We start from the raw sequence: 22,001 nt of genomic DNA on the forward strand, positions 1-22,001 counted from the left end.
AGATAAGTCTTCCCGGCATGCTCGTTTAATTTTTTAAAAAAGACGTGGAAACTTCAACTATTCGCCGGAGAGGTTTGCTTTCCGGCGAAGACTTTAAAATTACCGGCATTGAGAATCATATCCAATCTCTTCATGAATCCTTGATCAAACCAGATACAATTCCCCGAGTTCTACTCTTAACTTCGCCCCCTTCTTTCCTTCACCCTAAAATGCTATAATAAAAGAATATGGATTGTGTTTGATTGTGAAAAACCCCCGGACAATGGAGTGAAAATTCCATCTGGGAAAGGAGCATTTTAATGGGTGATCATTATCATCGTTGGGTTGAATATACAGATGAACTTTTTAACAATGACATACTGAAAAAGAAATCATTACCACCATACTTAGTAAATTTATACGGATTGATGATTTTAAAAAAATTGAATCGGGATGATCTGTTTAAAGTAAACAGAGAACAACGCAGCTTGTATAAAATCGTTGTTCATGTCCGTCTTCTGCAAAATTTACAGAATTGGTTTGAAACAAGCCGCTTCAGCTACCAGGAGATTGAAGATACTTGCAGGCAGCTGTTCGAAATTATTTACGCCGATATTCAAAACGCATTGAAACATTTACCGAGTCCGATGCCTTTTTCCTATGACCCGATTTGCGAAAAACTTCGGTTGGATGTAAGGGAATTGCTGTTTTTAGAAGGTGCCTTTAAACATGAAATCTTGCAAATATACTGGTATGTATGGAAATCTCTATTTACCCGTCCACAATTGCGAAACGAGGAGCTTGATTTTGCGGAAAAGACGGCGAGAAAAGGTGCAAATGCTTCTTCCTGGCAATTTGCTTATATGTTCCAACTTTTTTTGTCCGGCCGGGTAGAAGAATCGTTAGCGTTATTAAAAAATATCGGTAACCATTCGATATCTTATATCCTCCTATTCATGGATCATTATTTTGCCAAGGAAAATTGGAATGGCTTTACAAAATTAGCACAATTTCTGATTGAGCATCTCAAAGATTATTTAGATACCATTAGTTATTCGACTAAGAAAACATTTTTCTACTCCATTGATGAAGAGTTTCATCAATTTGCTAAAGAAACGGGCAGATACGATTTATATGAGCAACTGTTAATTGCTATGTATCCTTTTACAACCAGAGAATTATCATCCTTTTATTTTGAACGGAAAGAGTACAGAAAATTGATCGAGTTTGTTCAACTTTCCAACTTCAGTTATTTAAGCAATGATATTTTACGAACGATTCAAAAGGAGGAACCGCAATATCTTCTTCCTTACTATCATCGAAAAATTGAGATGGCGATTCAACAAAAAAACCGACAAAACTATAAAGAGGCTGTACGCTATTTAAAAAAGCTGCGCACAATCTATAAGAAGCTAAAAAAAGAAGAAAAATGGGAAGTCTACTTTGAACAACTTTTGCAAAAAACAAAGCGACTTCGAGCATTTCAAGAAGAGTGTCAAAGGGGTAAGTTAATTAATGTTGAAAACGAAACAGTTTGAAATTCATTGTATTCAATTGAAAGAAGGAAATTTCTTTCTGTACGCTTTTGAAAACGGCGAACCCGGTGTACCGCTTCCTGCCTGGACTTTTCCGCTGTTTCAATGGCATGAAAGCAGTTTTTACGGTTCGAAATTAAACGCGACGACCGTGCACTTTCAAATTGGAAACCGAACCATTGCCATTGATGGTGTGTTGTTGGATCCTTTTGAAACGCTTGAGTTATTCGGAACCGAACCATTTAACCAGTTTATTCAATGGGAGTTTGATGAGCTTGCCAACTCGCTCTTAGCCATTTCTCCAGTTATTTATGAAACGATTGTGGAAAAACGCTTTAAACCGGACTTTGAAAGCTGGAAAAACGGGGAGTTTCGCTGGGAAGTTCCGGATCAAGTTTGGTACGAGTTTTTGCCGGAATTTTGGGAAACACCGATGACTGAGCTTTTTGTTGATCGTGAGGAAGATGTTGGTGGAGAACCGATACGGATGAAGGAGTTTGTACAACATTTATTCCATAATGGGGTGGAATCGTATTTATCACGGCTGCCGAAATTAGGAAAGCAGTGGCACAAGCGGAAAGAATTGTTGCAAAATGCTATTGCCGACGGGCTCGATGTCGCCTCATTTTTTGATGAAAAAAAATTTTTACAATGGATCGGCGCCAGTGAGACAGACTTACCGTTTAAAATCGGGCTTCGACTTGAGGAACCGCATGAAGATGGAGAAATGTGGCAGCTGACAACGGTATTGCGAGATATAAAGAAGCCGGAAACAGTCGTTGTCTTCAACCCGGCAAAACGAGGCAAAAAACGACCGCCGAAAAAGTGGGAACCGTATTTTGAGGAAGTTGTTGCCGAACAAAAGCGGATAGCAAGGCTGATTCCATGGCTGGCAAATGAAGATAAAGCAGCCGGCGAGTATGAGAAAATGAACGATGCTAATCTTTCAGCTCCCCCAATTATCAAGGAAGAACTGACGGAGGATGAGGCTTGGGCGTTTTTGACCAATGCCAGTGAAAAACTATTGGTTCTCGGTATTGATATTCTTTTGCCGTCTTGGTGGGAAGCGTTAAAAAACGCCAATATGCGTTTAAAGGCCAGAGTAAAGTCGAGTTCCAACGGACCATCCTTTGTTGGCTTGAATGCTTTACTTGATTATGAATGGCGGGTTTCTATGGCCGGAGTGGATCTGTCTGAAGCTGAATTTCGCAAACTGGTTGAGGAAAACCGCCGCCTGATTAATATTGGCGGACAATGGATGAAGCTTGACCCTGCTTTTATTAAAAAAATGCAAGCAATTATGGAAAAGGCAGAAAAAGAAGGTATGCGGGTTCAAGATTTTATTGAGCAGCAATTGTTGTATGGCGGCGACAATGAAGAGCCGGATTCGCTTGATGAGGACAATGATCAGCGAATTTTTTCCCGTATTCAAATTGAATTGCACCCGAAATTAAGGAATTTTGTTCACTCCTTAACCGATTTAACCGATATTCCGAATTTGGAAGTGCCGACGAGCTTCCAAGGTGAGCTCCGTCCGTATCAGAAAAAAGGGATGAACTGGCTTTATTTTTTACGGCAATATGGTTTCGGGGCCTGTTTAGCCGATGATATGGGGCTTGGTAAGACGATTCAGTTGATTGCCTATTTGTTGCTTGTAAAGGAGAACAATCCGGCGTCCGGTCCAAGCTTAATCATATGTCCGACCTCGGTGCTTGGTAACTGGCAAAAAGAGCTGGAACGATTTTCACCAGATCTTCATGTATACTTACATTACGGAGCAAGTCGGTTAAAAGCTGAACAATTTACCGAAACAATAACCGGTGAGCACTCATATGATGTGGTTCTGACGACTTATGGACTGTCACACTTGGATTTTGAAGAACTTTCTTCACTAAAATGGGAAGCGATCATTTTAGATGAAGCACAAAATATAAAAAATGCCGCAACCAAGCAATCGCGCGCCATTCGCAAATTGAAGGGCAACCATCATATTGCTTTAACCGGCACACCGATGGAAAACCGTTTAACTGAGCTTTGGTCGATTTTTGATTTTATCAATAAAGGTTATCTTGGCAGTCTCACCCGCTTCCAACAACGTTTTGTTCTGCCGATTGAACGACAAGATAATAAGGAAAAAATTCAGGAGTTGCAAAAGCTCATCCGACCGTTTCTGTTGCGACGTACGAAAAATGATGAAGAAGTGGCGCTCAATTTGCCTGATAAAATTGAGCAAAAGGAATATTGCCCACTTACTGTTGAACAAGCAAGCCTATATGAGCAAATCGTCAAAGATACGTTTGACCGTCTAGCTACCCTGTCCGGTTTTGAACGGAAAGGCTATGTGCTGAAATTGCTTAGTATGCTGAAGCAGCTCTGTAATCATCCTGCCCTCTTTTTAAAAGAACACCAGGCACGTGGCGAAGAATTAATCGAACGTTCAACGAAGCTGGAAAAATTAGTTGAACTGTTCGACACGGTCATGGATCAAAACGAAAGCGGCCTGATTTTCACGCAATATATTGGTATGGGGGAAATGATTCAATCTGTTTTGGAAGCCCGTTACGGATTAAAGGTGCCGTTTTTGAACGGTTCAACGAGCAAACAGCAGCGGGACACGTTAATAAACAACTTTCAAAAGGGTGAATTTCCGATTTTGTTGCTATCATTAAAGGCTGGCGGCACTGGACTGAACTTAACGGCGGCAAACCATGTAATTCACTATGATCGCTGGTGGAACCCTGCTGTTGAAAATCAGGCAACCGACCGAGCCTACCGCATTGGGCAGACAAAATTTGTTCATGTCCATAAATTTATTACGACCGGAACGCTTGAGGAAAAAATTGACGCCATGCTGGAGAAAAAGCAAACGTTAAACGACCAGATTATCCAAAGTGATCAATGGCTCGCCGATATGTCCGATGAAGATTTGTATGATATTTTGAAGTTGGAATAAGGAAAAGCGAGAGTCGCGCCCTATTTGCGACGTACAAACTGGCCGGCAAAAAGCGCAACGTCCTTTTGCAACGCATGTCAGACCACGTCCTGTGGCCCGACCTCCCGCAATGAGAACAGAGTTGCTTCCTCGAATAGTCTACTATGGCACAGGAGCACATGAAAGCGGAGCTGGTTTCTCAGTCGCTGGCGCTCGGAGCTAGACAATAAAACTAATCCCAAGTTATTTACTTTTATTTTTATACTTTCTGATTTTTTAAAAAGGACGAGTAGACAGATAGACATTACTACCCGCTTACTCGTCCAGAATTTCTCTTTTTTATTGTCAATTCAACTCACTCTTTAATTCCAAAACCTCTGATTCCGTTAGTCCGGTAATCTTAAGGATCATATTAAGGTCTAAACCTTCCATCAACATCATTTTCGCATCTTCCCGTTTTCCTTCTTTTATTCCTTCCTCTTTTCCTTCTCTTCTTCCTTCTCTTCTGCCTTCCTCTTTTCCTTCTCTCATTGCTTCCCCACGAATGGAATTTATATCCTTTAATGCTTTTTCACGGGCTTCCGCCAACATCCGGGCTTCCCTATCCATACTTACTGTGCGCAACATATCTACTGCATTTTCTATTATCGGGTCTTGATTTGCCATCTCTTCCCACCTCGCATCATCTTCATTTGTTAAAAAGCGTATCCATTTTGCCATTCGGTCATTCGGATGAATCAGATTTTCTTTGTCCTGCCTGACAAACTTCGGCATTTCAATAATACGTAACTTAACTCGTTCCTTTCATTTTTATTATACAAAATTTTTGCTTCGATGAATATAACGGAATTTTCAGTTACTTTGAAAAAAATTAGGATGCTTAGTACAGTAAAAAAACGATGAAGGAAGGAAAATCTTTAGAGGGATTTTATGAAAACTAAATTTTTTTAAATACTTTTTGGACACTTTACAAGTTTTTGCATTTTTGTTTTAAAAGAATAAATCCTAGCTCACACTAAGAAAGGCGCAAGGAGACCGGAGCTAGACGATAAAACTAATCCCAAGTTATTCACTTGTATTTTTATACTTTCTTATTCTGTAAAAAAAACCGGTTTTCCCCAAAACCGGTTTTTTGAAAAGAATTGTATGTGGCTTTTTTGTAGCGATAAGTATGTGCTTTTCTTTGATTTATACCTGTGGTATGATAATTTTAACTCTATTCCTTCTTTTGAGCGGCAAGGGGCTTCATTGGTCAGAGTAGTGACCGAATGAAGAATTTCCTTGCTGTTTTCTTTTCCATGCAACATTGTTGATAATAAATCTTTACCATCCCCGAAAAGATTTATTATTCAAGAAGTGATGATGTCCTATTTACCTTTTAACAATCCATATCACTTTTTAGTTGTTCATCCATCATCGTTTCTGCTTACATCCGCTTTTTTAACCTTATCCCTTACTTATTTTGTATGTTTCCCTCTCCTGATTCGATTACGATATCTTCCAGTTGTTTTAATTTTTCTTCTAAATTCATAATCTTTTCATTCGATTTTCCTACAATTCGAATCAGAAGCTGAATCATCTCCTCCAGCTGAAAATAATTCTCAAATCTTGTTGACATAGTCACCTCCACAGAATTGTTCACAATACTGTTAAAGATTCTGCCCTGTCAATTTTCTTTACACTATAAAATTCAAACTGCTACGAATATCTCCCTTTTTAAGACAGTATCATACTATCCATTTAGTCTATAGTTTTGTAAGATACAACTTTCTCCAACAAATCGACTCCAATATCATGGCCTTGACGAAAATCATAAGTTTTCATAGGTTTTCATCATAAATCCTTCAAGCAACACATCGGTCTATTTGTCTTTTACTTCCAAAACCTCTCGCTTTACATAATCCTTCTCTCTTGATTTTTTCTTACATTTTCATTATCGTTCTGTAATTGCATTTTGAAAGCAATTAGATCCCTTTCGTCTATGATTCCTTTTCTTTTTTTCGGCAATCACCTCCTTAATGGAATGTAAACGAGCTTATGCATTTGTTGCGGCGATTTCCTTGTCCTCTGCCGGCCTGCCTCCCAAAAAGCGGACACTATCAGCAACAACTTCCGTAACATAAACCCTTTTCCCTTCACTATTTTCGTAATTTCGCGTCTGGATTCGGCCAATAATTCCAATGATCGAACCCTTTTGGCAATATTGTACGGTGTTCTCTGCTGCTCGCCGCCAGAGTGTGCACTGAACAAAATCTGTTTCAATACTGCCGCTCGTGGACCGATAATTTCGATTCACTGCCAGCGTAATATTTGTTAAGGCAACCCCTTCTTGCGTTAATTTCAATTCCGGGTCCCTCGTCAGTCTTCCTACCAATGTTACCTGGTTAATCAACTTTTCACCTCCAATCAATTTGTTACTATAATCATAGGACAATTTTATTATGTTGTAAAATTTTGATTTGCCAGTTATATGTGCTTTTTACCTATTTTTTACTATGTTTTACTTGAAAAATGGGCTTTATTTTTATAAAAATGGTGTCTATAAGTGGAAAAATGGTATTTATAGCTCTTTCTGCAAGTTATTTTTTTACTTATATAATTAGTAAAATTTTACTCCTTATTCTGACTAGTACTTCAATATTTATCATGGTAAAATGTGAATAACAGAATTTTGCGGGGAGGCTGATGTTTTTGAAGACATTTAAGTTGATTTCTTTTCAACTGGTAGATAAAAACGATGAGACGATCCAAATTCCTTTCATTGATGCTTTGATTATAAACAAAGAAAATGAAAAGAATACATGGCTAATTGAACTTTTTATTGAGCGAACCTATTTTTCCGTTTTTGAGAATTACCAACCACAGGACAAATTTCCGGTCAATGTAATCATTACAAAAGCCGAAAATGATCCCGCAACTTTTCTTGTCAATGTGATTAATTCAAAAGTAGTTGATGAATATGTAAGCATTTTGTTGGAGGGAACTTTAAGCCGCTCAAGAGGCTATGCTGAACAATTATTGGGTCTCCTTTTAGATAAAGGACTAAGTGGCAATGAACTATTACTTGCTTTTAAAGAAGAAATAAGAACAAAGAAAAACAAGGTAGGCAGACCCTCAAAAAAATAAACATAAGACAGGGATGACATATTTGCCCCTGTCTTATTTATTCTACTTACTCATCTTTTGTATCGTTATCTTGGATATCTTTTCTATCTTCTAATAAATCTTCGGTACCATTGTTATTATTGTTATTATCTGTTCGGGTGTTATTTGTCCCGTTATTGTTGGCCCCATTATTACCGTTGTTATCGCCGTCTAAGTTACCACCATTACCTGTGTCATTGTTATCTTCATCAATTACATTGTTATCATCATTTGCGTCATTATTATCCGTTCCATTGTTATTGTCATTTCTGTCCGTTACATCATTATCCGGCGGTGCAGGGTCGTTATCATCATCATTATTAGCACATCCCATTAAAAGGACCGATGCAAGCAATGTACTACCAATTATTTTCAAGAAACGATCCATTTCTTTTCTCCTTTCTACCTTTAGATAATTTTGACCTAAAATCAGGTCTGATGTTAGGTTGCCCAAATCAAAAAAAATTTGCATAACAATTAGGCAATTTCATCCAAAGGTAAAAGAAGGCGTTTGTGTGTTTGAACCTTTTCATTGCTTGTAATAAGCTGAAATTTTAATCAGTGAGGGGAATCGATATTATCGGACCTTTACGGGTTTTCTCTATCTTCTTTTTCTACACCAACGTTTTTATTGGATGGCAAACATCATTTCAGTTTCACATGCAACCTCACCGTTTACTGTAGCAATTCCCTTTCCCTTGACGATTGGCCCCCGTGACCGCAAAATTTCCACTTCCAAACGCAATTGGTCCCCCGGCTTAACTTGCCTTTTAAACCGGCATTTGTCGATTCCGGCAAACAACCCCAGTTTTCCTTGATTTTCTTCTTTTTTTAACATCGCCACTCCACCAACTTGAGCTAATGCTTCCACAATTAAGACACCGGGCATGACCGGGTAGTCCGGAAAATGACCTTGGAAAAACGGCTCATTGATCGTAACATTTTTAATACCGACTGCCCGCTTTTCCTCTTCCAGTTCAACAATCTGATCGACCATTAAAAATGGATAGCGGTGAGGAATAATTTTTTTGATTTCATTAATATCAAGCATAATAACACTCCCAATTCCATATATTTCCATTACATGAAAAAAACCCCGTTAATTCATTCATTTTGAACCTGTACCATCATTAACAATTTCGAGAATATGGGTCCATGTTGATTTCTTAAATACATCTGTCGGCTTGCCATCACCGATTACCCCATAGCCAATCATGGCGCCAATAAAGAAAAGGAGCAATATTAAAAACAGGACAATGATGAGTCGAAGCCATATCGGGATAAGCCGAGTCCGGAGCCGCTTTTCCTTTTTTTCTGCCTTTTCTTCTTCATTGTCTTTTTTGGTTTTCTTTCCACTTATACGATTTTTAATTCGTCCTTCTCGCGTCTCTCTATGATCATCTAAATTTTCCACAACTGTCCAATCCCCTCGATAAAAGAATTCACTCTGACAGATAGGGTGATTAATTCATTCAATCCGACAGCCCTGTCTTCCCGAATCCCATTGATGTAATCCGAACCTAACGAAACATGTGGGCACTTAGCACTCAAACTTACCGGATCCCATTGATTAATCTTTTTATTTAATCTACACGCTTACCGAATCCAGCGATTAAATTTCTTCATTTAACCGTTTTTGGGCAAGACATGATCATCTTAAATCTACCGAATTCCATTAATCAATCCCTGCATTTGATCGGCAATCGTGATCGCTCTTCCTTGTAATTGATAAGCCCTTTGTGTCTGTAGCAAATTCGTCATTTCTTCACCGATGTCAACATTAGATTGTTCAAGTGCCTGATTTTTTAACCCAATTTGCGCGCGGAGATTTCCTGCAAGATTTTCCAACAAATCAGCTTCTGTTATACCTAATTCCGCCATATTATCCGGCAAAGTCATCAAGTTATCACCAACCCGAGCCATCGTTTGCGGTTTATGTATTTGAGCAATTCCCAGATTAAAAGTCACATTATTACCAGCCTCGTCAGAAAAAACAATCTCTCCATTTGGATTCAAATTCACATTTTGTAAATTATTGTTAAAAATAATTGGATTGTTGTTTTCATCAAGTACTTGATAACCTTCACTGGTGACAAGCCCGACTTCATTTGCATTCACCGGGGACAAATAAAACGATCCGTCTCTGGTATAATGGACGGCCGTTTCGTTCCCTTTTGGAGCCAACACTTTAAAAAATTGATTTGGTTCAGTTAAAGCAAAGTCTAAGGCGCGACCAGTTTGCACGATTGAACCCAAAGTCAAAACAGTTTGTACTTGGGCAACACGTGCACCTGTTCCAATCCGAATACCGTTCGGCGTCAACCGATTTACTTCCTCTTCCAGATTTCGCTGGTTATTATATTGCTGGTACATGAGTTCACCGAATGTCGCTCTTTGTTTTTTGTAACCCGTCGTTTGTGAATTTGCAATATTATTGGCAATCGTATCCATTTGTTTTTGCAATTGGTTCATGGTGTTGCTTGCCGTAATTGAAATCCGATTCAATGATTTCACCTCATTTTTCTCTGATTTAAAGGGGTTAAGTTGGGAAGTTGTCATATATATTTCTATGGAAAAAATTGTTTAACTTAATCGTATAGCCGATAAAACAAACATGGACGGCATGATTTTGACCGCCAGTTTCTTATAATTTTCCGATTTCATTGACGGCTTTGTCCATGCTGCGATCATAAGCTTGCAATACTTTTTGATTAGCCTCAAAAGATCGGTAAACCGTTAACATGTTAGTCATTGTTTCTGCCGCATCCACATTGGATCGTTCAATATAACCTTGTTTAACCGAAAATGCGACTTGATTATTTGCATAGGCAGATGGAAGTGCCCCACCGTCCATTTGATATAAACCGGTACTCGTTTTCGTTAACAGATTGGGATTTTCAGCATAAGCTATTCCTAAGCGGGCAACATTTTGTCCATTTTGTTGAACCCAGCCATCTTCTGTTACAGTAAAGGAATCATTAACCAAGGCAATGGGATTACCGTATGTATCCAGCACATATTGTCCGGTTGCCGCTGTTAAAAATCCAGCACCGTCAATCGTAAAATTTCCGTTCCGTGTATATTGGACACCGCCATCGGGATTTTGCACGGTAAAAAAGACACTGCCTTGAACCCCATTTTGATTCAGCGGCATCGTTATATGATTTAAGGCCAAATCCGTGTTCAAGCTCGTTTGGGTCAAGTCACCTTGTTTAAAATTTGGTGTAATGTCTTGTATGTAAACACCGGTATTTAACCGACCGACAGGCGTCATAGTCGTTGCTACTGAGTTGCCTGGAACATCAGGTGACTCCATTTTTTGGATTAACATATCAGGGAAAGCACGGACAGATGATTGATCCGCCTTGTATCCGGGCGTATTTATATTCGCCATGTTATTGGTCAACATCTCGGTTCTTCTTTGTTGTGCCAGCATTCCGGAAGCAACCGTGTAAAAGCCTCTAAACAAGTCCCCCACTCCTCTTACCATTTTTAAGAAATATATGAATAAATAGTGTTAGCGCTCCATTTATATTGAAAAAGCAGTTTAGCTAAACAAAATAAAAATCCTTGCTTTTCTTATTATAAACGATTTTCCCACTTTGGACATTATTATTTTTCAATAACACTTGACATTTTTTAACAGGTCCTAAAGAGCTATACATTTATGTTATGAACAGTTTCGGATAATAAAAAACGGAACAAACCCATAGAACGGCTAGCACACCAAAAGCCTATTTTTCAAAAAAACTTACGCTTAAATGTCACGTATTAAATATAGTTAATACTAATTTTGCGTAAAATCTTTTTGAGTGCTAATCATTGGATATGTTCCCGTTTTTATTTTATTGCCCAGATTTGGCGCTATTCGGGCCTTTTTTTAAATCAAACTGCGGCGATCAATTTTATCAATATTGTCCAGCATAATGCCCGTACCGACTGCAACACAATCCATCGGGTTATCGGCAATAAATACCGGTACTTTTAATTCTTCTGCCAATAACGTATCAATTCCATGAAGTAGGGCTCCTCCACCGGTTAAAATAACCCCGCGGTCAATAATGTCTGCTGATAGTTCAGGAGGTGTTTTTTCAAGTACACTTTTTGCCGTTTGAACAATAACTGCAACCGATTCCCTTAAAGCAGATTCGATTTCAGCCGAATTTATCGTTATTGTTCGCGGCAAGCCTGAAACAAGATCACGGCCACGAATGTCCATTTCTTCATTGCGTGAATTTTCAAACACTGTACCCACGTTGATTTTAATACTTTCTGCTGTTCGTTCACCAATTAACAATTTATATTTCTTTTTAATATACTGAAGAATTTCAAAATCAAATTTATCCCCCGCCGTTTTAATTGAGGCGGATGTGACAATATCACCCATAGAAAGAACAGCAATGTCCGATGTACCTCCACCGATATCGATTACCATATTCCCGCTTGGTTGGAAAATGTCCATACCGGCCCCAATTGCTGCCACTTTTGGTTCTTCTTCCAAATAAACTTTTTTTCCGCCGCTTTTTTCGGCAACTTCGCTAATCGCCTTTTGCTCAACACTTGTAATATTCGTTGGACAACAAATTAAAATTCGTGGTTTTGATAAAAATCCTTTTACATTCAACTTGTTGATAAAGTATTTTAACATTTGTTCAGTGACGGCAAAATCTGCAATTACACCATCTTTTAACGGACGAATTGCAACAATATTACCGGGTGTTCTCCCAACCATTCTTCTTGCTTCTTCACCAACAGCTAATACTTTGTTCGTATTCAAATCAATGGCGACAACTGACGGTTCATTCAGTACAATCCCTTTTCCTTTTACATAGATAAGTACATTAGCTGTTCCTAAATCGATTCCAATATCTCTGGCCAACATAAAATATCCTCCTTAATTTTCCCGTTCAAAACGCTTTCTAATTGCATATTCTACCATAAATAAGTTGAAATATGGAGGACCTATGTCATTTTTTTTTACTTTTTGTCGTTTTTTTTATCAATTTGTAAAAAAACTAGGAAAAGATGACTTTATTAGTCATCCTCTTTACCCGGGTATCCACTGGTAATGAGTGTTCCTTAACAGGTTGACTGCTTCAATTTGAAATAAGGATCCAAGTTGGAGACCTATCTTTATATATCATGGTCTTCTAAAGAGAAATGGATCCATCGAGTGAAAAACGAAATTATTTTTCTAAAACCGGCTCTTCAGAGGTTCCTTTTTTATATTTCATTTTTGTTGCTTCTCCTCCCCGTAAGTGACGAATTGACTTATGATAGTCTAATATTTCTTTCACTTCATTCGCTAATTCAGGGTTTATTTCTGGCAATCTTTCTGTTAAGTCTTTATGAACGGTACTTTTGGATACGCCAAACTCCTTCGCTATAACGCGAACCGTTTTTCTCGTCTCCACGATATATTTCCCAATCTTGATCGTCCTTTCTTTGATGTAATCGTGCACACCACTCGCCTCCTTGATTTGGATGTGAGAAGTGTGAAATGAGACACGCGCTTGCTCCATCGAATTACTGCTTCCTCCGCATAAAGAACGGTTCGTTTAGAACTTGATTGGTTATAACGTACTTTTAGCATCATTTATGTATTATTTTTTTAAAACTTTATGCGGCAGAAAGTAGATACTTTCTGCGGATTCATTTTTCGTTATGTCTCTAACCCCATCTAAGCTGCTTAAATACGATTCCTCACCTCAAACACTCTCTTTTGAAATGATTTTACTTTAAGTAATGGGAAGGGAATTTGGTTTCGCTTGTCAATGAGGCGGAACCAAAGTGCCCTATAATTTCTTAAATTTTGTAACAGTTTATTATTATAAGGACTAGAATATGCACAAAAAAAGCAATAAGGACAAGTTCTATAGCATTTTTTTCATTTTAAAGCGTTGGTCAATATTTGCTTTTTACCTGTTGAATATGTATGAGCCGGTTGGCCTTACAGTTGGCGGAACTTTCCTGTTAAAAATATTCGCCCCCGTATTCGATTTGAGCCTCCAAAAAAGCTTAATGAAATAAAGACTTTCCCGGTTCTGATACATAAGTTCAATTAATGGTGGTTACCCTTTATTGATTATAAATGGAACACAAATTAAATACGTGTGCCAATGCTTGTGTGACCGATATCGAGCACTTCCGGAAGCATGCGACCCCCCGGCTCCCCTATTTTCCTTATTCACTTGAAATTTAAAGTGGAGGCCTTTGACTGGACTTAAATGTGGGATAAAGACAATATTTTCTTTTTCTCAACAGAATTTTTTTGATTTCCGACAAAAAATCCGTTTATTTCCCAAGAAATATGTCGCTTCTCGTCAAGATATTAATGGTTTTTGCGGAAAATTCACGTTTTACATTTACACTAACGAATGAAAAAGCTATTCAACGTATAGAGTTGTTTTCTCTGCCTAGGAGTCTAGGAGTCTGTCCGATGACTTTTGGCGCATAATATGAAATCTATCGCTAATTTTACGGTTTAAACATGCCATACAGCAGCTATACGAGTTGTGGTATTGCGTCGGTCAGACTCCTAGACATTCCAATAAACAATTTTGTTCAAGTTTAAAATCGTTCAAACTTCCCTTTCAGATCCACCAACATTGCAATAAGAAAAGCGCAGAGCGCCCGCTTAGCGACGTACAAACTGGATCGCCCCGCAATGAGAACAGATTTGCTTCCTCGAATAGACACCGCACGAAGAAAATGCGAATGCATTTTCGAGGACTTTGAATAATCTTCCTTGAATAAGCATCGCACGAAGAAAAAGCGAGTAGCTTTTTCTAAGGAAAAGGAAACACGGCGAGGGACGAGCCGATGTTGACTTATCGTAGTGAAGCTACTCCTAGAGTGAACTTCATGAGTAATCTTCCTTGATATACTTCATGAAGCTTTGCGACGAGCTGAACATCCGCTTCCTCGAATAGGCTATGGCGCAGGAGCACATTAAAGGGGAGTTAGTTTCTCAGTCGCTGGCGCTCGGAGCTAGACAATAAAACTGATCCTGAGTTATTTACCTGTATTTTTATACTTTCTTATACTATAAAAAAAGACCGTCCCATTATTCGTTTTGGGACAGCCTTATATATACTAGAAAGGGGATTCAACTACATTTGGAATATTAGTTAGCATCGTTGTTTTGTTCTTTATTTGAGTTTTCTTTATCGCCAGTACCGGAGTCATTGTCCCTTTGACCTGATTCAGAATTACCAGGTTTGGTGTTTTCTGACTCATCTTCGGTTACTTTTGATTCTTTTGCTTCTTCACTTTTCTTTTCATCAGCTACAGTTTCCGATTTTTTTACATCGGTATTTTGCAATGTAGTTAATGATTTTTTGAAGTACTCTAGCGGATTAACCGCTACACCGTCTTTTCTAATTTCGAAATGGGTATGAATTCCTGCTTCTTCATTTAACAAACTTCTGCCTGCCTTACCGATCACCTGACCTTGTTTTACTTGGTCACCCTGTTTGACAGAGACATCTTCAAGGGATTGATAGATCGTTTCGATATTTTCGGCATGTTCAATGGTAACGACATTGCCAAGAAGTGCATCTTCCTTGACAGATTTAACTTTACCACCCATGGCAGCTTGAACATCGAATGTTTTACCGTCTTTTCCGGCAATCGCAATCCCTGTGCTCGGATAAAAACTATTTCCGTCACTGATGATTGCAGATTCTTGTTCTTTTTCTGTAGCAGCCGGATCGTAGAAATTGGTTACCACTTCCACAACATTTTTGTCTGCTACTGGCCATTCAAAATCTTCTACAGGACTGTTAACTTCAAGTGCGTCCTCTCCTGCCAAGTCACGGCCGGAGTTCGACTCATAACCAAATTCGTTCTCTTTGGCACCTTCATTATCTCTTGCTTGGAACCATAGAAATGTAGATAATAGAATTGCACCGGCGCCGATATAAATTGCAGGGTATACCCAACGTTTTTTGAAGAAGCGTTTAATGCCAAGTTTGCGAGAAGATAGTTTCTTTTCTTCCTCTCTCATTTTCATCACCTCATGAATCATTTTGAACAGAAAATGAGAAATATATACTTCAAAAAACACTTTTTTCATATTTTTTGTAAAAATTTATTTTTTATGCAGGGAATTTTAGGAAAAAGTACTGAGAACAGATATTTTATTCAGGATTTTATTTGCTAGGAATTTGGGATAAAGGTACAGTGGATGTCGGTTATTTAATTTGTTGGAGATTTTGGTAAAGTGCAGAGAACAATGGTTACTAAGAATTATATTTGCTGAGGATTTTATGAAAATGTTCAGTTAGCTGTTTATGCAGGATCTTGTAAATTTTAAGAAAGGTATAAATGACTGATTATGCAGGATTCGATCCGGCGTCATATAGTCAGATATAGAAGGTGAGTTAGGATTTATGAAAATGTTTCGATGGCTAATAAAAGTACTTCCGTTTCTATATATGGGATTAATCTGGGTGTTATCAAGCAATCCGGCTGATGCCTTCGTTAAGTTTTCCTTTGCAGATTCTTTGATTAAGGAGTCATTGCATTTGGTTGAATTTGCAATCTTGTATGTGCTTTTTGTGTTGTTTTTTGCTATTGACGGAAAACTCACGAAAAAAGCAAATTGGGTAGCGGCAGTTGTTGCGGCTTTGTACGGATTGGCCGATGAAATTCACCAGTCTTTTGTTCCTTATCGTTCAGCAACAGTCATTGATTTCATAAAGGATATCACTGGTATTACAATATGTTTTTTTATTGTTTATCGTGGCTATTTTTTAGGAAAAAATCGGGTTGGACACTGGTTGGATCATTTAAAAAGGTAGTATCCAAATAGGGGACAGAAAAAAGTCCAATAAGAACATTTTTATCGGATTTTTTCTGGTGGTTGACCTTGTATTTTTCCATTAGAGCCCGGCTATTAGACAGTTTTTCCTGGTTGGATGCCTTTTTTGTCCATGAGAACCCTTCTATTGGACAATTTTTCCTGGTTGGATGCCTTTTTTGTCCATGAGAACCCTTCTATTGGACAATTTTTCCTGGTTGGATCCCTTTTTTGTCCATGAGAACCCTTCTATTGGACAATTTTTGCTGATTGACTCCTCATTTTGTCCATGAAAGCCGTTCTATTGGACAATTTTTGCTGATTGACTCCTCATTTTGTCCATGAAAGCCGTTCTATTGGACAGTTTTTCCTGGTTGACTCCTCTTTTTGTCCATGAGAACCGTTCTATTGGACAGTTTTTACTGGTTGGATGCCTTTTTTGTCCATGAAAGCCGTTCTATTGGACAATTTTTACTAATTGGACCCCTTTTTTGTCCATGAAAGCCGTTCTATTGGACAATTTTTGCTGATTGACTCCTCATTTTGTCCATGAAAGCCGTTCTATTGGACAGTTTTTACTGGTTGACTCCTCTTTTTGTCCATGAGAACCGTTCTATTGGACAATTTTTACTAATTGGACCCCTTTTTTGTCCATGATTGCCGTTCTATTAGACAGTTTTTCCTGGTTGGATCCCTTTTTTGTCCATGAGAACCCTTCTATTAGACAATTTTTACTGGTTGGCTCCTTATTTTGTCCATGAGAGCCCTTCTATTGGACAGTTTTTACTGATTGAATGCCTTTTTTGTCCATTAAAGCCCGCCTATTGGACAATTTCTTCTGATTGACTTTCTATTTTGTCTATAAGATACTTTTTATTAACTAATGTTTGCACTGGTGTTCGTGGAATCCCCCACTTCAAGTTATAGACTAAGTTCTGGATAATTCATGAAACTAATCAGCCCTTGAAAGAAGGGGCCCATTTTAACTACTTTCTCAGCTATTTTTGCCTTTAGCAGGCGATTCTCCTTCTCAGACCAAAACCACAACAACCTTTTTTGAATAGTCCCTTATTTCTTAGCCACATATTGTTCTAAAAATGCATTTGCCTCGCTGATAGAGACACCTTTGTAGTAATATTTTACAATTTCTTCAAAGGTTTTCCCTTCTTTTGCCATTCCATTTGCCCCATATTGGCTCATCCCAATGCCATGTCCGAAACCTTTCGTTGTAATCACAACCTGATCGTCTTCTAATTTCCATGAAAAATCAGTGGAACGTAAGCCGAGTTTTTCCCGGATATCTCTTCCGGTAAATTCCTTGTCACCAATTTTTACTTTTTCAACCCGATGACTAGTTGTTCTCGATACGATTTCTCCAATATTCGAGGAACTTACTTTCACACCAAGTTTTGATTCAAATTCACTGATCGGCATCTTGACTTGATCGGTAAATTTCGGTGATTCCACATCCCATGGACTTTCGACACTAATTAAATATGGAATTGGGTTGGTCCAATAGTCTTCCGCATTTTCGGTATAACCGTTACTTGTAGAAAAATAAGATGCGGTTATTGGTGTATTATCATAGACAAGGATTTGCCCTCTTGTTTCATATACGGCCTTTCTAATTTTATTGATATTTTTACTATAATCAACACCCCAAATTTCTTTCAATTCGTCTTCATTTTTATAAACTTGGTGGGTCGTGGTATCACTAACATCTCCACCTTTTAAAATCCCTACCTGCTTATCAGTCATTAGCTGTTTTACAATATAGGTACGAGCTGTTAAACTTTGTGCTTTCAATGCTTCTTCTTCAAATTCAGCAGGCATTTCCGCACCAACGACACCAACAATATATTTCTCTAGCGGTACAGTTTCGACTTCATCCTTTTTTGTCCGATAAACAGCAACATTGATCGCTGAAGCTTCCTCCAATAATTTTTCCCAATTGGGTTCTGACTGCTGCTTAGCTACTGTCTTCTCCGTTGTATCTGCTGAGAAGGGGAGAACAAGTATAGTGGGAATGATTAATATAACCACAGTAACAAAAAGGCTGAAAATAATAATTGGTTTAACTTTTTTCATAACTTTAGCCTCCCGTATATAAAAATTCTTACCTTATATACATATGGGAAGAGCAAATGAATTATACCAATCTATTAAAAAATATCTTTAATTGGTAACTTACTTTTATGCTTAATATGGTATTTAAAAGATGCTAGGGAAAATTGTTTTGCAAGGTGGTAACGATTGTACCTTGAGTCATAGAGGAGGCTGTTTCTATTAAAATAGGTAAGGGCACTAGGTTGACGTTATTGTTGCATCGAGTGCAACTTTATCTATCCGGGCGTTTAACGATATATATGTAATAGAATAGTGTTGTTGCATGTCTTTTTCCTTCCAGAATATTATTAAATATTCTTTCATTAACTATGAATCGCTCTATTAAAAAGAAGGGTCCGAATGGCAAGAAAAAATCCCCCTAGTTTGGACCCTTTATTTTTCGTTTAGCGCTTGTTGTCGTTTAGTTTTCTTGCTTCTTCCGGGCTTGACATTTTTGTTGCTCCAGGGTATTTAAGAGATTGGTCCCGATCAGATTCAACCTGACCACTAGCTCGAAGTTTACCTTCTTGACGATCCTTTCCCATTTAAAGCACCTCCTATTTCTAACATGAGATAACTTGGTGGTAATTATGCATGGATCTCTTCTAAAAATGAGGATGAGATGTGCCTTTTTAGAAAAAATTGGGATACCGTGCCTAGAAAGTGTCATTTTGAATGTGGGTCATTGCCAAAATTGGGCGTTTTTTAACTGAAAACGGTGACGAGAACAGCTCTCGTCGCCAAAATTGAGCATTTCTGAACTGAAAACGGTGACGAGAACAGCTCTCGTCGCCAAATTTGGGCGTTTCTCAACTAAAAATGGTGACGAGATTAGCTCTCGTCGCCAAAATTGAGCATTTCTGAACTAAAAATGGTGACGAGAACGAGGCTCGTCGTCAAATATTTGCGTTTTTTAACTGAAAACGGTGACGAGAACCGCCCTCGTCGCCAAATTTGGGCGTTTCTCAACTAAAAATGGTGACGAGAACAGCCCTCGTCACCAAAATCAGGCGTTTTTCAACCAAAAATGGTGACGAGAACGGCTCTCGTCGCCAAAATCGAACGTTTCTCAACTAGAAATGGTGACGAGATTGGCTTTCGTCGCCAAATTTGGGCGTTTTTCAACTAAAAATGGTGACGAGATTAGGGTTCGTCGCCAAAATTAGGCGTTTTTCAACCAAAAATGGTGACGAGATTGGCTCTCGTCGCCAAAATCGGACGTTTCTCAACTAAAAATGATGACGAGAACAGCCCTCGTTGCCAAAATCAGGCGTTTCTCAACTAAAAATGGTGACGAGATTGGCTCTCGTCGCCAAAATTGGGCATTTTTCAACTAAAAATGGTGACGAGAACCGCCCTCGTCGCCAAATTTGAGCGCTTTTCAACTAAAAATGGTGACGAGATTAGCTCTCGTCGCCAAAATTGGGCGTTTTTTAACTGAAAACGGTGACGAGAACAGCTCTCGTCGCCAAAATTGGACGTTTTTCAACTGAAAATGGTGACGAGATTAGCTCTCGTCGCCAAAATCGGGCGTTTCTCAACTAAAAATGATGACGAGATTGGCTTTCGTCGCCAAAATTGGGCATTTTTCAACTAAAAATGGTGACGAGATTGGCTCTCGTCGCCAAAATCGGACGTTTCTCAACTAAAAATGATGACGAGAACAGCCCTCGTTGCCAAAATCAGGCGTTTCTCAACTAAAAATGGTGACGAGATTGGCTCTCGTCGCCAAAATCGGGCGTTTCTCAACTAAAAATGGTGACGAGATTGGCCCTCGTCGCCAAAATCGGGCGTTTCTCAACTAAAAATGGTGACGAGAACGGCCCTCGTCGCCAAATTTAGGTGTTTTCAACTAAAAATGATGACGAGAACGGCCCTCGTCGTCAAATTTGGGCATTTCCCGGTTCAAAATAGCGACGAGAACGGCCCTCGTCGCCAAAATAGATCATTTTCCGCATCAAAATGGTGACGAGATTAGCTCTCGTCGTCAAATTTGGGCGTTTTTCAACTAAAAATGGTGACGAGATTAGCTCTCGTCGTCAAATTCGGGCATTTCCCTGCTCAAAATAGCGACGAGAATGACTGGACTGTTTCGTCGCCAAAATTTGCCGTCTCCCACCTCAAAATAACAATAAAAAAGGTTGGCTTTCATTAGAACCAACCTTTTTCATTCCATATGTTATTTAACATTGGCAGCTAGTTTGGCGACCATTGCCTCCTCTTCTTTTTCCACATCATAAATTCGTTCAATGTCCGCTCCTAAGGCGGCCAGTTTACCGTGGAAGTTGACATAACCGCGGTCTAAGTGTTGGAGTTCTGTTACGCGGGTAATTCCATCAGCAGCAAGACCTGCAATAATAAGAGCCGCTCCTGCACGTAAATCAGTAGCTGCGACTTCTGCTCCTTGTAAATCTGAAGGTCCATTAATGATAACCGATCTGCCTTCAATTTTAATATTGGCATTCATACGGCGGAATTCTTCAACATGCATGAAACGATTTTCAAAAACCGTTTCTGTAATCATACTCGTGCCTTCTGATTTCAGTAAGAGGGCCATCACTTGAGCTTGCATATCAGTAGGAAAACCTGGGTATGGCATTGTTTTAATATCGACAGCTTTCAATTTATCCGGTGCGATTACACGGACTCCTTCAGCTTCTTCAATAAACTCTACACCCATTTCCTCTAACTTTGCGACTAAAGAAGATAAATGTTCAGGTACCGCTCCTTTTACATAAACATTTCCCCCGGTAATTGCTGCAGCTGTAATAAATGTGCCTGCTTCAATTCGATCCGGGATTATCGTATGGTCTGCACCATATAGTCGATCTACACCTTCTATACGGATGGTTTCTGTACCTGCCCCCTTAACAACTGCGCCCATACTTGTTAAATAATTTGCCAAATCGACTATTTCCGGTTCTTTGGCACAGTTTTCAAGAATGGTTGTTCCTTCCGCCAGTGCTGCGGCCATCATGACATTTTCAGTTGCGCCAACACTTGGAATATCAAAGTAAATTTTCGCTCCCTTTAGTTTGCCATCCACTCTTGCGTCAATAAAGCCACTACCAACTTTAACAACTGCTCCCATCGCTTCAAAGCCTTTTAAATGTTGGTCAATCGGTCTTGTACCGATTGCACATCCACCGGGTAACGCTACACGGGCACGACCTAGTCTGGCTAAGAGTGGTCCCATAACCAATACAGAGGCTCGCATTTTTCGAACATATTCAAAAGGAGCTTCCGCGGTTAGCTCTCTTGTTGCATCAATGTGAACCATATTATTTTGAAATTCAACTTCCGCATTTAAATATCTTAAAACTTCATTAATTGTATACACATCCGAGAGAGACGGTACATCCCGAATGATACTTTTTCCATCACTTGCAAGTAGTGAAGCGGCGATTACTGGTAAAACGGCATTTTTGGCTCCTTCTACTTTTACGGTGCCGTTCAATCTCTTCCCGCCGCGGACGATGATTTTATCCAAATGTATTCCCCT

General features: G+C 38.9%; 18 protein-coding genes and 1 pseudogene. 5 read left to right on the forward strand and 14 right to left on the reverse strand.

What is annotated here, in order from left to right:
* Nucleotides 1-299: 299 nt before the first annotated feature.
* Both NSQ14_RS17620 and NSQ14_RS17625 read left to right on the forward strand, forming a co-directional pair.
* Nucleotides 300-1,517, forward strand: a complete 1,218-nt coding sequence (locus tag NSQ14_RS17620) for a hypothetical protein (protein ID WP_346206683.1) — start codon at nucleotides 300-302, stop codon at nucleotides 1,515-1,517.
* Nucleotides 1,495-4,467 (forward strand): DEAD/DEAH box helicase, encoded by a 2,973-nt coding sequence (locus tag NSQ14_RS17625; RefSeq protein ID WP_346206684.1) that lies wholly within the window; start codon nucleotides 1,495-1,497, stop codon nucleotides 4,465-4,467. The genes NSQ14_RS17620 and NSQ14_RS17625 overlap by 23 nt, the downstream gene beginning before the upstream one ends.
* Before the next feature lie 324 nt (nucleotides 4,468-4,791).
* Here the strand turns inward: NSQ14_RS17625 and NSQ14_RS17630 are convergent.
* From NSQ14_RS17630 to ssb, 3 genes and pseudogenes are all read right to left on the reverse strand, one after another.
* A pseudogene (locus tag NSQ14_RS17630) lies at nucleotides 4,792-5,235 on the reverse strand (Rpn family recombination-promoting nuclease/putative transposase); the annotation flags it as partial.
* Nucleotides 5,236-5,899: 664 nt separating this feature from the next.
* A complete protein-coding gene (locus tag NSQ14_RS17635) occupies nucleotides 5,900-6,064 on the reverse strand; it encodes a hypothetical protein (protein WP_156103279.1) in 165 nt (54 codons plus the stop codon).
* Between the two features lie 417 nt (nucleotides 6,065-6,481).
* The gene (ssb, locus tag NSQ14_RS17640; protein ID WP_041846678.1) at nucleotides 6,482-6,838 is read right to left on the reverse strand and encodes a single-stranded DNA-binding protein; all 357 of its coding nucleotides are present in this window, start codon (nucleotides 6,836-6,838) and stop codon (nucleotides 6,482-6,484) included.
* Between the two features lie 299 nt (nucleotides 6,839-7,137).
* On the opposite strand from ssb, the gene NSQ14_RS17645 reads away from it, so the two are divergent.
* On the forward strand, nucleotides 7,138-7,572 hold the full coding sequence (locus tag NSQ14_RS17645; RefSeq protein WP_041902741.1) for a YwpF family protein: 435 nt from the start codon (nucleotides 7,138-7,140) through the stop codon (nucleotides 7,570-7,572).
* Nucleotides 7,573-7,618: 46 nt separating this feature from the next.
* On the opposite strand, the gene NSQ14_RS17650 is transcribed toward NSQ14_RS17645, so the two are convergent.
* The 8 genes from NSQ14_RS17650 to NSQ14_RS17685 form a co-directional block, all read right to left on the reverse strand.
* Nucleotides 7,619-7,978: a hypothetical protein gene (locus NSQ14_RS17650; RefSeq protein WP_041846680.1), complete on the reverse strand. Its 360-nt coding sequence runs from the start codon at nucleotides 7,976-7,978 to the stop codon at nucleotides 7,619-7,621.
* Between the two features lie 240 nt (nucleotides 7,979-8,218).
* Nucleotides 8,219-8,641, reverse strand: a complete 423-nt coding sequence (gene fabZ / locus NSQ14_RS17655) for a 3-hydroxyacyl-ACP dehydratase FabZ (protein WP_034773167.1) — start codon at nucleotides 8,639-8,641, stop codon at nucleotides 8,219-8,221.
* Between the two features lie 57 nt (nucleotides 8,642-8,698).
* Entirely contained in the window at nucleotides 8,699-9,004 is a 306-nt protein-coding gene (locus tag NSQ14_RS17660; RefSeq protein ID WP_227139861.1) for a DNA-directed RNA polymerase subunit beta, read from the reverse strand.
* A 248-nt stretch (nucleotides 9,005-9,252) separates the two neighbouring features.
* Nucleotides 9,253-10,104, reverse strand: coding sequence for a flagellar hook-basal body protein (locus NSQ14_RS17665; RefSeq protein ID WP_346216656.1), 852 nt, complete (start codon nucleotides 10,102-10,104; stop codon nucleotides 9,253-9,255).
* A gap of 130 nt (nucleotides 10,105-10,234) precedes the next feature.
* A complete protein-coding gene (locus tag NSQ14_RS17670; RefSeq protein WP_346216657.1) occupies nucleotides 10,235-11,059 on the reverse strand; it encodes a flagellar hook-basal body protein in 825 nt (274 codons plus the stop codon).
* Between the two features lie 411 nt (nucleotides 11,060-11,470).
* The gene (locus tag NSQ14_RS17675; RefSeq protein WP_041846681.1) at nucleotides 11,471-12,472 is read right to left on the reverse strand and encodes a rod shape-determining protein; all 1,002 of its coding nucleotides are present in this window, start codon (nucleotides 12,470-12,472) and stop codon (nucleotides 11,471-11,473) included.
* Nucleotides 12,473-12,776: 304 nt separating this feature from the next.
* On the reverse strand, nucleotides 12,777-13,052 hold the full coding sequence (gene spoIIID / locus NSQ14_RS17680) for a sporulation transcriptional regulator SpoIIID (RefSeq protein ID WP_034773172.1): 276 nt from the start codon (nucleotides 13,050-13,052) through the stop codon (nucleotides 12,777-12,779).
* Nucleotides 13,053-14,716: 1,664 nt separating this feature from the next.
* Complete coding sequence (locus NSQ14_RS17685; RefSeq protein ID WP_034773173.1) at nucleotides 14,717-15,598, reverse strand: M23 family metallopeptidase; 882 nt, start codon at nucleotides 15,596-15,598, stop codon at nucleotides 14,717-14,719.
* Between the two features lie 385 nt (nucleotides 15,599-15,983).
* Here NSQ14_RS17685 and NSQ14_RS17690 point away from each other — a divergent pair, with 385 nt between their 5' ends.
* Nucleotides 15,984-16,394, forward strand: coding sequence for a VanZ family protein (locus tag NSQ14_RS17690; RefSeq protein WP_034773174.1), 411 nt, complete (start codon nucleotides 15,984-15,986; stop codon nucleotides 16,392-16,394).
* A 1,067-nt stretch (nucleotides 16,395-17,461) separates the two neighbouring features.
* Here NSQ14_RS17690 and spoIID read toward each other — a convergent pair.
* Both spoIID and NSQ14_RS17700 read right to left on the reverse strand, forming a co-directional pair.
* Nucleotides 17,462-18,481 (reverse strand): stage II sporulation protein D, encoded by a 1,020-nt coding sequence (spoIID, locus tag NSQ14_RS17695; RefSeq protein WP_041844937.1) that lies wholly within the window; start codon nucleotides 18,479-18,481, stop codon nucleotides 17,462-17,464.
* Between the two features lie 422 nt (nucleotides 18,482-18,903).
* A complete protein-coding gene (locus NSQ14_RS17700) occupies nucleotides 18,904-19,044 on the reverse strand; it encodes a YpzI family protein (protein WP_082026131.1) in 141 nt (46 codons plus the stop codon).
* 1,469 nt (nucleotides 19,045-20,513) lie between these two features.
* On the opposite strand from NSQ14_RS17700, the gene NSQ14_RS17705 reads away from it, so the two are divergent.
* On the forward strand, nucleotides 20,514-20,654 hold the full coding sequence (locus NSQ14_RS17705; protein ID WP_161792898.1) for a hypothetical protein: 141 nt from the start codon (nucleotides 20,514-20,516) through the stop codon (nucleotides 20,652-20,654).
* A 24-nt stretch (nucleotides 20,655-20,678) separates the two neighbouring features.
* On the opposite strand, the gene murA is transcribed toward NSQ14_RS17705, so the two are convergent.
* Nucleotides 20,679-21,989 (reverse strand): UDP-N-acetylglucosamine 1-carboxyvinyltransferase, encoded by a 1,311-nt coding sequence (gene murA / locus NSQ14_RS17710; protein WP_346216658.1) that lies wholly within the window; start codon nucleotides 21,987-21,989, stop codon nucleotides 20,679-20,681.
* Nucleotides 21,990-22,001: the final 12 nt, after the last annotated feature.

It is taken from the genome of Caldifermentibacillus hisashii (genome assembly GCF_039654145.1).
Lineage (GTDB): Bacteria > Bacillota > Bacilli > Bacillales > Caldibacillaceae > Caldifermentibacillus > Caldifermentibacillus hisashii.

Coding starts and splice junctions, on each gene's coding strand:
- NSQ14_RS17620 (WP_346206683.1), top strand. CDS start 300: ATGGGTGATCATTATCATCGTTGGGTTGAATATACAGATGAACTTTTT.
- NSQ14_RS17625 (WP_346206684.1), top strand. CDS start 1,495: ATGTTGAAAACGAAACAGTTTGAAATTCATTGTATTCAATTGAAAGAA.
- NSQ14_RS17635 (WP_156103279.1), bottom strand. CDS start 6,064: ATGTCAACAAGATTTGAGAATTATTTTCAGCTGGAGGAGATGATTCAG.
- NSQ14_RS17650 (WP_041846680.1), bottom strand. CDS start 7,978: ATGGATCGTTTCTTGAAAATAATTGGTAGTACATTGCTTGCATCGGTC.
- fabZ (WP_034773167.1), bottom strand. CDS start 8,641: ATGCTTGATATTAATGAAATCAAAAAAATTATTCCTCACCGCTATCCA.
- NSQ14_RS17675 (WP_041846681.1), bottom strand. CDS start 12,472: ATGTTGGCCAGAGATATTGGAATCGATTTAGGAACAGCTAATGTACTT.
- NSQ14_RS17685 (WP_034773173.1), bottom strand. CDS start 15,598: ATGAGAGAGGAAGAAAAGAAACTATCTTCTCGCAAACTTGGCATTAAA.
- NSQ14_RS17690 (WP_034773174.1), top strand. CDS start 15,984: ATGAAAATGTTTCGATGGCTAATAAAAGTACTTCCGTTTCTATATATG.
- spoIID (WP_041844937.1), bottom strand. CDS start 18,481: ATGAAAAAAGTTAAACCAATTATTATTTTCAGCCTTTTTGTTACTGTG.
- NSQ14_RS17700 (WP_082026131.1), bottom strand. CDS start 19,044: ATGGGAAAGGATCGTCAAGAAGGTAAACTTCGAGCTAGTGGTCAGGTT.
- NSQ14_RS17705 (WP_161792898.1), top strand. CDS start 20,514: ATGGTGACGAGATTAGCTCTCGTCGTCAAATTCGGGCATTTCCCTGCT.